Genomic DNA, 12,719 nt, shown 5'->3' with positions numbered 1-12,719 from the left:
GTGAGAAGGCGGGTCTCTCAAACGAATTATGAAGCCGGTTTGCCAGTTAATATGCACCTAATATGACATAAGGCTGTCCGGTTACTTATGGTACGATTTCCTGGCAGCACTTGAAACTGGAAGTGCGAAACAGCCACAGCAACCGGCAGGAGGAGAGCAAATGGCACAACCGTTAAAAGCAATGTACAACGAGGGATTTCTGCGCAGCCTCGGGGCGAAGCTGCAGTCAGCATACGGCGGGTTCGACCTTGAAGGCTTCGTCGCTGCGGCGATGAGGAACCCCTGGGGGGAACTGGAGCTAAAGGGCCGGATGCGGCGGATTACGGAGACGCCGGGAGCCTTTTTGCCCCTGCGGTATGAAGAGGCACTAAAAATTCTATTTGCCATAGATGAAAAATGTGTGGGCTTCCCCTACCTGATTTTTCCGGATTTCGTCGAGGCGTTCGGGGGAGCCGGGGAACATTTTGAGCTGTCGATGGCGGCGCTGGAACGCTTCACGCCCAAATCGTCGGCGGAATTCGCCGTCCGTCCATTTTTGCTGCGTGACCCGCAGCGGACGATGGCGCAGATGCTGCACTGGTCGCAGCATCCGGACGAGCATGTGCGGCGGCTGTCCAGCGAGGGCGCCCGGCCCCGCCTGCCCTGGGGCCAGGCGCTGCCGATGTTCAAGCGTGACCCGTCGCCGGTGCTGCAGGTGCTGGAGCAGCTGAAGGCGGACCCTTCGCTCTATGTGCGCAAGAGTGTGGCGAACAATCTGAACGATATCGCCAAGGACCATCCCGGTGCGGTCATTGATACCGCAAGGCGCTGGAAGGGTGTGAACGCGCATACGGATTGGATCGTCCGGCATGGGTGCCGAACGCTGATCCGCAAGGCGGACCCCGAGGTCCTGGGCCTCTTTGGTTATGCGGGACAGGAGGACGAAACGCCGCTTGCCGTCAATGCCGTCCTGTCTGTGGAACCGGCAGAGCTGCAGACCGGGGACAGCTGTGAGCTGGCGTATGCCCTTAACCTCCGTGAAGGGGAGGCGGTGCGCATCCGCATTGAATATGCCATTGACTTCGTGAAGGCCGGGGGCAAAACCTCGCGCAAGCTGTTCCTGCTCTCCGACAAAACCGTTCCGGGAGGCACCCGCCTAACCGGGAAACGGACCCACCGCTGGGCGGATCTTACCACCCGCCGCCATTATGCAGGGGAGCACGCCATTACGCTGCTGGTGAACGGGCGCGAAGCCGCATCTGCCGCGCTTGTACTCAAGCCGCAAGACAAAGGAGAGCATGAGCTATGATTACCAATAATCTGCTGATCAAACTGAAGGACAGCAGCCCTGGGAATATTGCCAAAACCAGAGAAGTGCTGCCCGGCATGCGGGGCAATATCGAATATATCCGTGAATTGAAGGTGGAGGTGGATATCCGCAGCGGGGCCTATGACCTGCTGCAAATCGTTCAATATGAATCGATGGCAGACCTGGAGGCATATCTCGTCCATCCTTTTCATGTGGAGATCTCCCGCTATATGGCTGAAGTGACCGGTTCAGCGGCGTCATTTTGCTACGAATCCTAATCAGGGCAATCAGATAACAAGCGGAACCCTTAGCTGCGGGGCTCCGCTTTTTCCGGCTGAATCTGTGTGGACATCTCGCCGAACTTCCCTCCGGGCAGTTCATGTACGGCGGCGGCATTAGGGCCGGGCTTCTCGGCTTCCGGCAGCTCGATATGCAGCCGGTGATTATCCTTGGGCATCAGCCGGGCCATTCCCAGGACATAGCTCCTGAGGCCGCTTGGAGGTGCGCCCTGCCACAGCCGGAAGCCTGCGGATGAGGTTACCTCCGGTATATCGCTCCTGGCTGTGCCGGCAAAATAAATCTCATTCAGCCGTCCCGCCGCATCCGCCATGGCCTGAAGCTCGGCCTCTGAATACCTGGCATATGCCGCATCCCCCGCCAGTCGCGCATAGCTGCGGGCAGCGGAGCGTTTCCTGAAATTCTGCTCGCTGTAGGCGTCAAAGTGCAGCAGATTGTCATCCGTGCTGCCTGAAGCCCGTGCCCATAGCTCCATATTCAGCTTGAAGGTGCTGTAATCCAATGTATGATTCGCCGAAGAGTATTGCAGCATGCCATACTGATGGGGATACACGGATAAGGCGCTGTCCGCGATATCGTATATACTGCCGCCGCCTTCCCTGTTTTCGCTGATATCCTGTATATGAATATGGCCGCTGAGTGCAGCCTTGATTCCGTTTCGCCTCAATGCCTCAATGAGTTCGGCATTGCCGTCAACCGTGAAGCCCTCCTGAATGAAATCGTTGTGAACGAGCAGGCTGTGATGCATTACCGCCACAATCTGTGCTCCGCTGCTTGCCGCAAGATTGCCGCATTCATCTATCCATTGCAGTGTGCCGGGAGTAACCCTCCCTTCCAGCTGCGGGTGTCCCAGCGCCTTGTTGCCGGCGTATTGGCTGGTGTCAAGCATAAGCAGCCACAGCTCGTCGGAAGGAGCCGCCAGATAACTGAGGGAAGCATTGTCCTGAAGCAGCGCTTCGTTATAGCCGAAAGCATTATAGATGCTGCGGAATTCCTTCGGAGTGACATTATCCGTCTCATATTGCCGTTTCCCTTTGAATTTGCGGGCCCACGGATTCAGAATGTCGTGGTTGCCGGGAATGACATATACGCGCGTTCCGGTATCCTGTTCGATGGTCTTCAGATGCCGGGCCAAATCCCGGTGGCTGCGCTTTTCGCCGTTGTTGCTGAGATCCCCGCTGATGATGACTGCATCCGGCTTGCGGATGGCGATGTCATTGCCGAGTGCGCCGATCATATCCGCGCTGTAGCCCAGCTGCTTCCCGTCTCCGGCGGCAAGAAACTGATTGAAGGCCGGACCGAAGTCGGTCAGGCTCGGGGACAGATAATGCGGGTCTGTCGTAGTCAGGATTTCCAGATCTTGACCGGATTGAATCCGGTACTGCGGAGGCTGCTGTTCAGCCTCTTGCCCGCTGCATGAGCCCAAGGCCAGCAGCAAGGGGACGAACACAAACCTGCCGAATGAAATATGCATAATGGCATCTCTTTTCCTTAACTCTCAAAAGAGGTGCTTCCCCGGTATGGATGCCTTAAGGGAAACACCTTTTGCAGAGACTTGAATTATTTCTTAACCTCGGTTACACCGGTTACTTTTCCCTGGTCCGATGCACTGTAGGTAGCCTGGTATTTTTCATCGGAGAAGTAGACATTGCCTTCGATTGTGGCATTGACGACCTTGAAGCCGTCCGCCTCTACATACACGTCTCCCACAAAGGTGCCGCCCTGAATCTGGGCATTTTCACTTTTAATCGTGATTGTGGGAGCTGTCAATGTGAACGAGTTGGTGATATTGTGGTCCGCATCCTGAGTATACAGGGCAATTTTACGGGCAGGGGCATCCTTATTGGTGAATTGGCCATCGACGACAAGCTCCTCCGTGAAGGTCAAATCATTCAAAATAGCGGCAATCCAGGTGCCGTCTTTGCTGATCGCCTTCTTGAAGTCCTCCCCGTTGTCAACTACGGAAGCCGAGGTTACAGCGTCAGGGGCAGCGGTGGCGTTGCTGGCAGTACCGTTGTCCGCAGGCGTATTTGTGCCTGCCGTATTATTGTTGTTGGCTGAGTTTCCGCATCCGACAAGCAGAGTCAGAACGAATACTGCCGCTATAGCTGCAAGCTTTTTCATGTGAATATCCTCCTTGGGGGTATGGGACTGGACGCTAATCCTTCAAAATTAATATAGAATGATTAGTATGGAATAAATGTGCGGCAACTCATAATCCGGGTCAATATTTACCGAGCGTTCTGTAAATGGTAAAATGGACGCTGAAAGGAGCCTGATTATGGCTACGAGCAAAGAGTTCGATGCGGATCATGTGCTGGGCAAGGCCATGAATGTTTTTGGCAGCAGGGCTATGAGAAAACCTCCATGCAGGATCTGGTTGCCGGTATGGGTATTCATAAGCGGAGCATGTACGATACTTTTGGCGACAAGCATACCTTATACATAAAGGTGATAGAACGCTTTGCGGACGTTACCGCGGGCAAGATGGAAGGGCGCGTGGAAGGCGTGGACTCCGCCAAGGCAGCCATCCGGCTGCTGTTCGGCATGATCATCCACCGGACATGGCGTTATTTCTGCATAATGCGCTGGTCGGACTGCGCGTGATGATAAAAACCGCCCCATCCGGCCAGGCTTCAAACCATTATCGACACCACGCTTGCGGTGCTGGATTAATTCCCCTGGGTATATTATGATCCCGCAGCGGATTAATTATCCGCGTGAATTGCGGCGTCTAATGCGGTTCGGATATTGGACTTCTAACCCGCTGCGGTTTGAATTACAATATTCTTTTGACCAGCTATTGCGGCAGAAGGGGGCAGTGTTCGATGGCCAAACAGAAATTTTATGTGGTCTGGGAAGGCAAGAAGCCGGGAGTGTACAGGACCTGGGCGGAATGTCAGGCACAGACAGAGCATTATACGGGGGCGAAATATAAATCCTACGAATCCGGGGCTGAGGCGGAAGCCGCTTACAAGGCTGGCTGGAAGGGGAACTGGGGAACCGGGGCGGCGGCGCCCGGGACAGGCAAAAGCAAAGCGGCAAGCCCTTTTAAGCGCAGCGCTGCTGCAGAAGCTTCGTCAGAGATTGATTATGACAGTATTTCCGTTGATGTGGGTACCCGGGGCAATCCAGGTCCGGTGGAATACAAAGGAGTGGATACGCAGACAGGGGATATCATCTTTTCCTGCGGGCCCATCAAGAAAGGCACCAATAATTTGGGCGAGTTTCTGGCTATAGTCCACGCGCTGGCCCTGCTGAACAAAGAAGGCAGCAGACGGACTGTGTACAGCGATTCCGTAAATGCCATGAAATGGGTCAAGCAGAAGAAGGTGGCTACGACGCTGCCGCGCGATGCTTCGACAGAGGAAATCTGGACGCTGGTTGACCGTGCGGAACGCTGGCTGCAGACCCATACATACACCAACAAGGTATTGAAGTGGCAGACCAAGGAGTGGGGCGAGATCAAGGCTGATTACGGGCGTAAATAATCTGCCGGGAGCAGGCTATATTTTGGGTGATAACAGGCAATGAATAATACGCATGGGAGCAGGAGGATTAAGGACATGTTCGGCAATGATTGGGATGAGGTACTGCAGGAGGAAACACAGAAGCCCTATTTTCAGGAGCTTCGCTATGCGCTGGCACGGGAATACAAACAGCATAAGGTCTATCCGCCCAAGGAAGATTTGTTCTCGGCGCTCAAGCTGACGCCTTACAGCAAGACGCGGGCAGTTATTCTGGGGCAGGACCCCTACCATGGGGCAGGACAGGCACATGGACTCAGCTTCTCGGTCAAACCGGGGGTGCGGATACCGCCGTCCCTGCGCAATATTTACACCGAACTGCACACAGACACGGGGATGCCTGTTCCGAACCACGGCTCACTGCTGCACTGGGCGGAGGAAGGTGTGCTGCTGCTGAATGCGGTGCTCACCGTGCGGGAAGGGCAGCCGAATTCCCATAAGGGACTTGGCTGGGAGACCTTCACCGATGCGGTTATGGAGAAGCTGAACGAGCGTCAGGAGCCGATGGTCTTCATTCTGTGGGGCAGCCATGCCCAGCAGAAAGGGGCGTATATCGACCGAAGCCGCCACCTGGTGATCCAGTCTCCGCATCCGAGCCCGTTTTCTGCACACCGGGGATTTCTGGGCAGCCGTCCATTTTCCAAGGCTAACCGGTACCTCGAATCACACGGCTTGCAGGGGATAGATTGGTCCATACCGAATATATAAGCATTCAAGCCGCTCATCACAGACAGCTCGGACACAGCGAAGGGGGTGGAGCCATGAAGCATTGGGTAGGCAGACTCGTTATTATGTACTGTGGCGAAGAGCCATACACGGTCATGAAGGGTGTTTTGCGCAAATGGGACCCGGCGGCCTCAGTGGCCGTGATCGGCCACCAGGAAATTGTGGTGCCATTTCGGGATATTGTGTTCATCAAGGCTCTGGCCCCTAAGGAGAGAGCCTTTGCTCCGGCGCTGCATGCTGTCGGATATGTCATGAGAGAACGCCAGCAGTTCGACAATGCCGTCTACTTCAAATCGGCGGTAACCGTCTGGAAGGGCGATCAGCTGATTGCATACAATACTGCCATTATTTCGCATACCAAGGGCTCCGTCACATTGAAGGACGGGCAGAGTCTGCTAAAAGGCACCCATGTCTTTGTAGTACGCTCCCTCCGGGGCTGAACGGTGAAGAACAGAGAAAACGCAGGGTTCTCCATGGAGAGTCCTGCGTTTTCTTTTGAAACATATGCTTTGTGGCTGTTTCCGCTTGGATAAAAAGCTGCGCCATGCCCTAGAGCTGTTCTTCTTTGACTACTGCAGCCTCTTCCACCCTTTCGGCAATGATAATCTCGTAGATCCGCAGGAATATAATTTTGAGGATCATGTAGACCGGCAGCGCAATCAATACCCCGATGATGCCGAAGAAATCGCCGCCCACCAGCACCAGCACGACTGTAGTCAGCGGATGCACATCCAGTGATTTGCCGTAAATAATCGGAGACAGCACATTATCCTGAATCTGCTGGGCGATCACAACAATAACCAGTGACCAAATCGCCATCGTCGGGGATTCAATGAAGCCCACGATTACCACCGGAACCGCAGCCAGCAGCGAGCCTACATACGGAATGAAGTTAAGCGGGATCGAGATAACCGCCAGCAGCAGCGAATAAGGCAGGCCGATAATCAGGAAACCCACATAGAGCATGGCCCCCAGAATGACGTTCAGCAGCACGCGTGTAACGATGAAGCCGCTGAGCGCGCCGTCGATATCCAGCAGCATGTCCTGCCCTTCCTTGCGGAACTTTTTTGGAACCAGACTGAGCAGGATCGGCGAGAGCTTGTGGCCGTCCTTCAGCATGTAGTAGAGGATAATCGGGAAGGTGGCAATCACTACAACAATGCTGGAAACCACGCCGATCAGATTGGACATGGAATTGGTAACCCAGGTGATGGCATCGCTTAAATATCCGGAAATCCGTGCAGACAGGTCCGTATTCCCCGTGAAGAAGCGCGAGAAGGTAGGATCATTCTGCAGCTTGTTGAACTGATTCTGCAGTCCCTGTACCAGATAAGGCGTATTGTCGATGAAATTCTGGATTTGCTCGCGCAGAGTAGGCCAGACCAGCACCCAGAAGAGCACGAACAGCCCGATGAACACAAGATAGATCAGCAGGATTGAAATCGTGCGGTTCAGCTTCTTGGTCTCCAGGAAATTGACCAGCGGACGCAGCAGATAATACATGAAGCCGGAGAGCATCATCGGCACTAGAAGGAGATTAAAGATGGCCACCAGCGGTGTAATAAGAAAAATGACTTTGGAGCCCAGATACAGAATCGTCAAAAAAGCGATAATGGCCAGGCTTGTTCTGAAATATTTGCTTTGAAGCACAGCAGCACCCCCCAATTCTCTCAATTATAACACTATGTATTCATTCTATCTTTATAACCGAAATCCGGAAGATTGATTCAAGACCGGCCGCCGGAGATCAGTCGTGCTTGGGTTTGGGTTCCTGTTGCGGCGGTTAATATCGGATTAACAGGAGGGATGACAGGTGAAGATACTGGTGCTGGGGATTTTTGAACACCGGAGTGATGCAGCGCTTGCGATTGAGGACTTGCGTAAGGGAGGAATCAAGGCGAAGCAGATCTCGGCTGTAACCAAGCAAAAGAATACGCTGGATATGATCAGCCACGACACGGGGATTGGCCGGACGGAATCCGGTGCAGGCAATGAAGGCTTGTTCGGAACCGCCAGAGGACTCGGGGCAGGGCTGGATATGGTGCCGGAGACTGCGGTGGCAGCCGGCCCGGCTGCCAGCAAGCTGGCGGGAGCGGATCTGGATATCGATGGTCTTGCCGTCAGTCTGATCAGCATGGGAATTCCGCAGGAAGATGCGGAAAGCTACGCCAGACATGCTGACATGGAACATATTATTGTCATAGTCGCTTTAGAGGAAGAGCGGCGTAAGGAACAGATAAGCACCTTGTTTGAACAGCATCATGCCATTCCGCTGGGCTCTCCATGAAGCCTGTTAGAACAGCAGATTAACGCGGTGGACGGTTTTTCCGTTTCGCCGCTTTTTTTTTCCTGGATTGGACGAACAGAACCGGATCAACGCCGAGCTCACCTCCGGTTTCTTTGGTTAATTGCTTGGCTTTAACGAGAGACATGAAGGCGAAAATTTCACCCAAGGCCGCCAGCCCTGCAGCAATGATGGCGTAGTCTTCAGCATCCAGTTCCTCGGCTTCGATCGGGTTGCCGCTATCGTCATAAGCCTTATTCCCGTTATTTCCGTACCCCAAGTTATTTTTGTTGTAGGCCATCTCCTGTTCACCTGCTTTTCCCCATATGTAATATAAAATATGTAAAACTGCACCAAGATGAAATAGGCGAATGAGAGGATATTTCATGAATCGGATTTCGCTGTATTTTGCGGAAGAAAACGAGCATAAATGAGCAGTGGCCGGAAACGGAATTCATCCCTAACGCAATGGGGATTTTCGGTATATTAATGCTGCTCCCAGGGGGGATTAACTCTGGAAAAAGAACTTTACAGAAGATGAAAACGCTGTTACACTCATAAATGAGCACAAACGAGTATAAATGAGCAAAGGCGATCAGCGCAAGCCGGGATCATTTATACCCCATGCAACCGATTGATTTGCGCACATTCTCTTCCGGCAGCCTGTGCGCAGTCCGCAAAGGAGTGAGCCACAGTGTTGTTTGAAGAAGAGCGCAAGCACAGCATCATTCAGATTGTCGAGAGGCACGGGCGAGCATCGGTTCAGGAGCTTGGCCAGGAGCTCGGTGTTTCCGAATCGACAATTCGCAGAGATCTCAAGGAGCTTGAAGAAGCCCGGCTGCTGAAGCGTACGCATGGAGGAGCGGTTTCTCTGCAGAGTGTGAACTTTGAAGCGGCGTTTCCGGATAAAGCGGACAGATTTCTCGATGAGAAGCTGCGAATTGCCCTTAAGGCCGTAGAGATGATTGAGGATGGAGATGCCATACTCCTGGACGGAGGAACGACTACACTGCAGATGGCCAAGGAGCTGAAGAGGTTCTCGAACCTTAAAGTGATCACAAATTCCATGATTGCCCTGAACGAGCTCAAGGATTGCCGCAATATCGAGGTCTCGATAACGGGCGGGCTGCTGCGGCCGGATACGCTGGCTTTTGTGGGGCCAATGACAGAGCGTTCGCTGGATATGGTAAGAGTGGATAAAGCTTTCCTGGGTACCAACGGGCTGGACCTGCATGAGGGCATAACGACTCCGAATATGCTGGAGGCTGCAACCAAGCGCAAAATGATTGCCGTGGCGAAGCAGGTAATTCTGCTGGCGGACCACAGCAAAATCGGGCAGGTATCCTTCTGCCGGGTAGCTGATCTGCGGGAGATTGATCATTGCATTCTGGATAAGGAAACCCCTGAAGGCTTCCTGCACGGGCTTGAGGGTATAGAGGTCGACTATACTTTGGCGTAAAGACATTAAAACATATTAATGAGGGATAACAATGATATATACTGTCACGCTTAACCCTTCCATCGATTATATCGTGGAAGTTGAGGATATATTTCTCGGCGGCCTTAACCGCATGAAGCGGGATCTCAAGCTTCCGGGCGGCAAAGGCATAAATGTTTCGCGCGTGCTTGACCAGCTTGGGGTGAAGAACACGGCAACAGGTTTTTTGGGCGGCTTTACCGGGAGATATATTCAGGAGTGTCTGTCAGCTGATGGGCTATCGAGTGATTTCGTAACGGTAGCAGGCGATACCCGCATTAATATCAAGCTCAAATCCGCTGAAGAAACTGAGATTAACGGGGCAGGCCCGGAGATCCGTGCCGGGGAAGCCGAAGCTCTGCTTCATAAGCTGGAGGCTCTGGAGGCAGAGGATATTCTTGTTCTGTCCGGCAGCGCCCCGCCTTCACTCGGAGGGGACTTCTACAGCAGGCTGATTGCTGTATGCAAACGGAAGAAAGCCGAATTCGTGATCGATACCACAGGGCAGGCATTGAAAGACGCGCTGGCTCTGGAACCGCTGCTTGTGAAGCCCAATCATCATGAACTGGCCGAACTGTTTGATGCCAGCATCGGTACGAGAGACGAGATTATTACTTACGGCCGCAGACTGCTTGCGTCGGGTGCACGTTATGTTCTGGTCTCGATGGCCGGTGAGGGTGCGCTTTTCATCTCGGATCAAGGCGTGTATTATGCCAATGCGCCAGAGGGCCAGGTAAAGAACTCGGTTGGAGCGGGAGATTCCATGATTGCCGGGTTTGTCGGCACGCTGTCTCTTACCGGGGATGTGCTGGAGGCATTCCGCACAGGCGTGGCTTCAGGAAGCGCGACGGCATTCTCGGACGATCTGGCGGACAGGGCGCTTATCGAGCAGCTTCGGACACAGATTGAAATTGAGCAATTATAAGCTATGCAGCACACATGTGATTAAGGGAGTGGGTTGTAATGAAAATTACAGATCTGATGATAAAAGAAACCATGATCATGAATCTTCAGGCGGTGTCCAGGGAAGCGGCGATTGATGAATTGATCGCCAGCCTTGCGGCCAGCGGCCGGATTAATGATCCTGTATTGTTCAAAGAAAAAATTCTGGCGCGCGAAGCGCAGTCCAGCACCGGAATCGGCGGGGGAATCGCGATGCCGCATGCCAAGACCAGGGCTGTCAATGAAGCGACTGTGGTATTCGCCAAAAGCGCAGCGGGAGTGGATTTTGCCTCCCTGGATGAAGAGCCTGCGAAGCTGTTCTTCATGATTGCCGCGCCGGAGGGGGCTGGAAATATGCACCTTCGCACTCTGGCGGCATTGTCCAGGCTGCTCATTGAAAGCGAATTCATTGAAGCGCTGATGGATGCCCGGACTCCTGATGAGGTTACGGCTTTGTTCGATGCCAAACAAGCCCAAGCCCAAGCCGAAGCCGAAGCTGAAGCTGAAGCCGGGCCTAAGGCTGAGGAAAATAAGGCAAGCGGCGCTGGCGCAACGAAGCAGGAAGCCCCTGAACGTGTCATTGTGGGCAATCCGGATTCCCGAGGCTTCGTTGTTGCCGTTACCGCTTGTCCAACAGGGATTGCCCATACGTATATGGCGGAAGACGCGCTGAAGAAAAAAGCGAAGGAAATGGGCGTCAACATCCGCGTCGAGACGAATGGCTCCGAAGGAGCCCAGAATGTGCTGACGTCGGATGAAATTGCCCGGGCGAGCGGTGTAATCATCGCCGCCGACAAGAATGTGGAGATGGCCCGCTTCGCAGGCAAGCCGGTGCTGCAAAGACCGGTCAGCGACGGCATCCGGAAGCCCGAAGAGCTGATTACCAAAGCTCTGAAGGGTGAAGCTCCGGTCTACCGCAGCGGGGGACGCGGCGGTGATGAAGCTCCGGCAGAGAAATCCGGCAGTGTCGGCAGCAAAATATACAAGGATCTGATGAACGGCATCTCGCATATGCTGCCGTTCGTGGTCGGCGGGGGGATCCTGCTGGCGATCTCCTTCCTGTTCGAGCAGATGGCCGGTGCCGACAATCCGGTCTTCGAGCTGCTGCAGTCCATTGGCGGCGGCGATGGCGCCTTCCATTTCCTGATTCCGGTCCTGGCCGGCTTCATCGCGATCAGCATCGGCGACCGCCCTGCCCTGATGCCGGGCATGGTTGGAGGTTATATGGCGCTTAATTCCAACGCCGGATTTCTTGGCGGCCTGGCTGCCGGATTCCTGGCGGGGTATGTGGTCATCATGCTCCGCAAGACCTTCGCCGGTCTGCCCAAAACGCTGGACGGCCTGAAGCCGATCCTGCTCTATCCGGTGTTCGGCCTGCTGATTACCGGCGGGATTATGTTCTACCTGTTCGATCCGGTGTTCAGCTGGATCAATGAGGGCATGATCAGCGCCCTTAACAACCTTGGAACCGGCAATGCGGTCTTGCTTGGCCTGGTGCTTGGGGGAATGATGGCGATAGATATGGGCGGCCCGTTCAATAAAGCAGCTTATACGTTTGCGATTGGCGTATTTACCTCCAGCGGCAACACCAACGGACTGATGATGGCGGCAGTAATGGCCGGAGGGATGGTGCCTCCGCTCGCCATCGCGCTGGCTACTACCTTTTTCAAGCATAAATTCAGCGACCCGGAACGCAAATCCGGCCTGACGAACTATGTGCTGGGACTGTCATTCATTACGGAAGGGGCCATTCCCTTTGCCGCCGCCGACCCGATGCGTGTCCTGACCTCGTGTATCGTGGGTTCAGCCGTTGCAGGCGGTCTGACCCAGCTGTGGAAGCTTAACGTTCCTGCACCGCATGGCGGCATTTTTGTGGCGGCGCTCTCCAGCAATGCCCTGCTGTTCATCCTTGCCGTGCTGATCGGCTCCGTGATTTCCGGCCTGGCGCTTGGCCTCTGGAAGAAGCCGCTCAAGACCGGCTGAGCCTAGCAATATTCTTTAGAGCTGCCCCAAGTCATTGTTTGACGGGGCAGTTTTTTTGAAAGAATTTATATGTTTTGGGGTCCCCGCAAAGTACATGAATAATCATCGAAGCCAAGGCCCCACTTTGTGGGGTTATTTTATACATGCTGAGAATATAAAGTAGAGAGCGGGATGATCTTGCACAAAAGGAGAGGT

Annotated in this window: 14 protein-coding genes; 10 read left to right on the top strand and 4 right to left on the bottom strand. The window is 54.0% G+C overall.

The window, feature by feature from the left end; genetic code table 11:
* Positions 1–160: 160 nt before the first annotated feature.
* Together HYD27_RS10950 and HYD27_RS10945 are read left to right on the top strand one after the other, a co-directional pair.
* Positions 161–1,288, top strand: coding sequence for a DNA alkylation repair protein (locus HYD27_RS10950; protein ID WP_219214829.1), 1,128 nt, complete (start codon positions 161–163; stop codon positions 1,286–1,288).
* A complete protein-coding gene (locus HYD27_RS10945) occupies positions 1,285–1,566 on the top strand; it encodes a Dabb family protein (protein WP_219214826.1) in 282 nt (93 codons plus the stop codon). The genes HYD27_RS10950 and HYD27_RS10945 overlap by 4 nt, the downstream gene beginning before the upstream one ends.
* A 29-nt stretch (positions 1,567–1,595) precedes the next feature.
* Here HYD27_RS10945 and HYD27_RS10940 read toward each other — a convergent pair whose 3' ends face one another.
* Entirely contained in the window at positions 1,596–3,059 is a 1,464-nt protein-coding gene (locus HYD27_RS10940; protein ID WP_219214821.1) for a metallophosphoesterase, read from the bottom strand.
* Positions 3,060–3,145: 86 nt separating this feature from the next.
* On the bottom strand, positions 3,146–3,709 hold the full coding sequence (locus HYD27_RS10935; RefSeq protein ID WP_219214818.1) for a hypothetical protein: 564 nt from the start codon (positions 3,707–3,709) through the stop codon (positions 3,146–3,148).
* 243 nt (positions 3,710–3,952) lie between these two features.
* Here HYD27_RS10935 and HYD27_RS10930 point away from each other — a divergent pair, with 243 nt between their 5' ends.
* The 4 genes from HYD27_RS10930 to HYD27_RS10915 all read left to right on the top strand — a co-directional run bounded on the left by HYD27_RS10930 (position 3,953) and on the right by HYD27_RS10915 (position 6,278).
* Positions 3,953–4,192 carry a hypothetical protein gene (locus tag HYD27_RS10930; RefSeq protein ID WP_255596447.1) on the top strand — a complete coding sequence of 80 codons (240 nt, stop codon included), beginning with the start codon at positions 3,953–3,955 and terminating at the stop codon, positions 4,190–4,192.
* Positions 4,193–4,413: 221 nt separating this feature from the next.
* Positions 4,414–5,076: a ribonuclease H gene (gene rnhA / locus HYD27_RS10925; RefSeq protein WP_219214816.1), complete on the top strand. Its 663-nt coding sequence runs from the start codon at positions 4,414–4,416 to the stop codon at positions 5,074–5,076.
* A 39-nt stretch (positions 5,077–5,115) separates the two neighbouring features.
* Positions 5,116–5,820 (top strand): uracil-DNA glycosylase, encoded by a 705-nt coding sequence (locus HYD27_RS10920; protein ID WP_255596446.1) that lies wholly within the window; start codon positions 5,116–5,118, stop codon positions 5,818–5,820.
* 53 nt (positions 5,821–5,873) lie between these two features.
* Positions 5,874–6,278, top strand: coding sequence for a hypothetical protein (locus tag HYD27_RS10915; RefSeq protein WP_219214811.1), 405 nt, complete (start codon positions 5,874–5,876; stop codon positions 6,276–6,278).
* 109 nt (positions 6,279–6,387) lie between these two features.
* Here the strand turns inward: HYD27_RS10915 and HYD27_RS10910 are convergent, their stop codons facing one another.
* Positions 6,388–7,488 carry an AI-2E family transporter gene (locus HYD27_RS10910; protein ID WP_219214807.1) on the bottom strand — a complete coding sequence of 367 codons (1,101 nt, stop codon included), beginning with the start codon at positions 7,486–7,488 and terminating at the stop codon, positions 6,388–6,390.
* Positions 7,489–7,651: 163 nt separating this feature from the next.
* Between HYD27_RS10910 and HYD27_RS10905 the strand changes: the two genes are divergently transcribed.
* On the top strand, positions 7,652–8,125 hold the full coding sequence (locus HYD27_RS10905) for a general stress protein (RefSeq protein WP_219214805.1): 474 nt from the start codon (positions 7,652–7,654) through the stop codon (positions 8,123–8,125).
* Between the two features lie 19 nt (positions 8,126–8,144).
* On the opposite strand, the gene HYD27_RS10900 is transcribed toward HYD27_RS10905, so the two are convergent.
* Entirely contained in the window at positions 8,145–8,423 is a 279-nt protein-coding gene (locus HYD27_RS10900) for a hypothetical protein (RefSeq protein ID WP_219214804.1), read from the bottom strand.
* A 393-nt stretch (positions 8,424–8,816) separates the two neighbouring features.
* Between HYD27_RS10900 and HYD27_RS10895 the strand changes: the two genes are divergently transcribed.
* The 3 genes from HYD27_RS10895 to HYD27_RS10885 are packed head-to-tail and all read left to right on the top strand — an operon-like array spanning position 8,817 to position 12,524.
* Complete coding sequence (locus HYD27_RS10895; RefSeq protein ID WP_309242048.1) at positions 8,817–9,581, top strand: DeoR/GlpR family DNA-binding transcription regulator; 765 nt, start codon at positions 8,817–8,819, stop codon at positions 9,579–9,581.
* Positions 9,582–9,612: 31 nt separating this feature from the next.
* The gene (pfkB, locus tag HYD27_RS10890) at positions 9,613–10,524 is read left to right on the top strand and encodes a 1-phosphofructokinase (protein WP_219214802.1); all 912 of its coding nucleotides are present in this window, start codon (positions 9,613–9,615) and stop codon (positions 10,522–10,524) included.
* 38 nt (positions 10,525–10,562) lie between these two features.
* Entirely contained in the window at positions 10,563–12,524 is a 1,962-nt protein-coding gene (locus HYD27_RS10885; protein ID WP_219214800.1) for a PTS fructose transporter subunit IIABC, read from the top strand.
* The last annotated feature ends 195 nt before the right edge of the window (positions 12,525–12,719 follow it).

This window comes from Paenibacillus sp. S150 (genome assembly GCF_019352175.1).
Classification (GTDB): Bacteria; Bacillota; Bacilli; order Paenibacillales; family Paenibacillaceae; genus Paenibacillus_AQ.
This window is presented reverse-complemented; position numbering and strand designations above follow the sequence as displayed.

Coding starts and splice junctions, on each gene's coding strand:
- HYD27_RS10935 (WP_219214818.1), bottom strand. CDS start 3,709: ATGAAAAAGCTTGCAGCTATAGCGGCAGTATTCGTTCTGACTCTGCTT.
- HYD27_RS10940 (WP_219214821.1), bottom strand. CDS start 3,059: ATGCATATTTCATTCGGCAGGTTTGTGTTCGTCCCCTTGCTGCTGGCC.
- HYD27_RS10945 (WP_219214826.1), top strand. CDS start 1,285: ATGATTACCAATAATCTGCTGATCAAACTGAAGGACAGCAGCCCTGGG.
- HYD27_RS10920 (WP_255596446.1), top strand. CDS start 5,116: ATGAATAATACGCATGGGAGCAGGAGGATTAAGGACATGTTCGGCAAT.
- rnhA (WP_219214816.1), top strand. CDS start 4,414: ATGGCCAAACAGAAATTTTATGTGGTCTGGGAAGGCAAGAAGCCGGGA.
- HYD27_RS10950 (WP_219214829.1), top strand. CDS start 161: ATGGCACAACCGTTAAAAGCAATGTACAACGAGGGATTTCTGCGCAGC.
- HYD27_RS10885 (WP_219214800.1), top strand. CDS start 10,563: ATGAAAATTACAGATCTGATGATAAAAGAAACCATGATCATGAATCTT.
- HYD27_RS10900 (WP_219214804.1), bottom strand. CDS start 8,423: ATGGCCTACAACAAAAATAACTTGGGGTACGGAAATAACGGGAATAAG.
- pfkB (WP_219214802.1), top strand. CDS start 9,613: ATGATATATACTGTCACGCTTAACCCTTCCATCGATTATATCGTGGAA.
- HYD27_RS10930 (WP_255596447.1), top strand. CDS start 3,953: ATGCAGGATCTGGTTGCCGGTATGGGTATTCATAAGCGGAGCATGTAC.
- HYD27_RS10915 (WP_219214811.1), top strand. CDS start 5,874: ATGAAGCATTGGGTAGGCAGACTCGTTATTATGTACTGTGGCGAAGAG.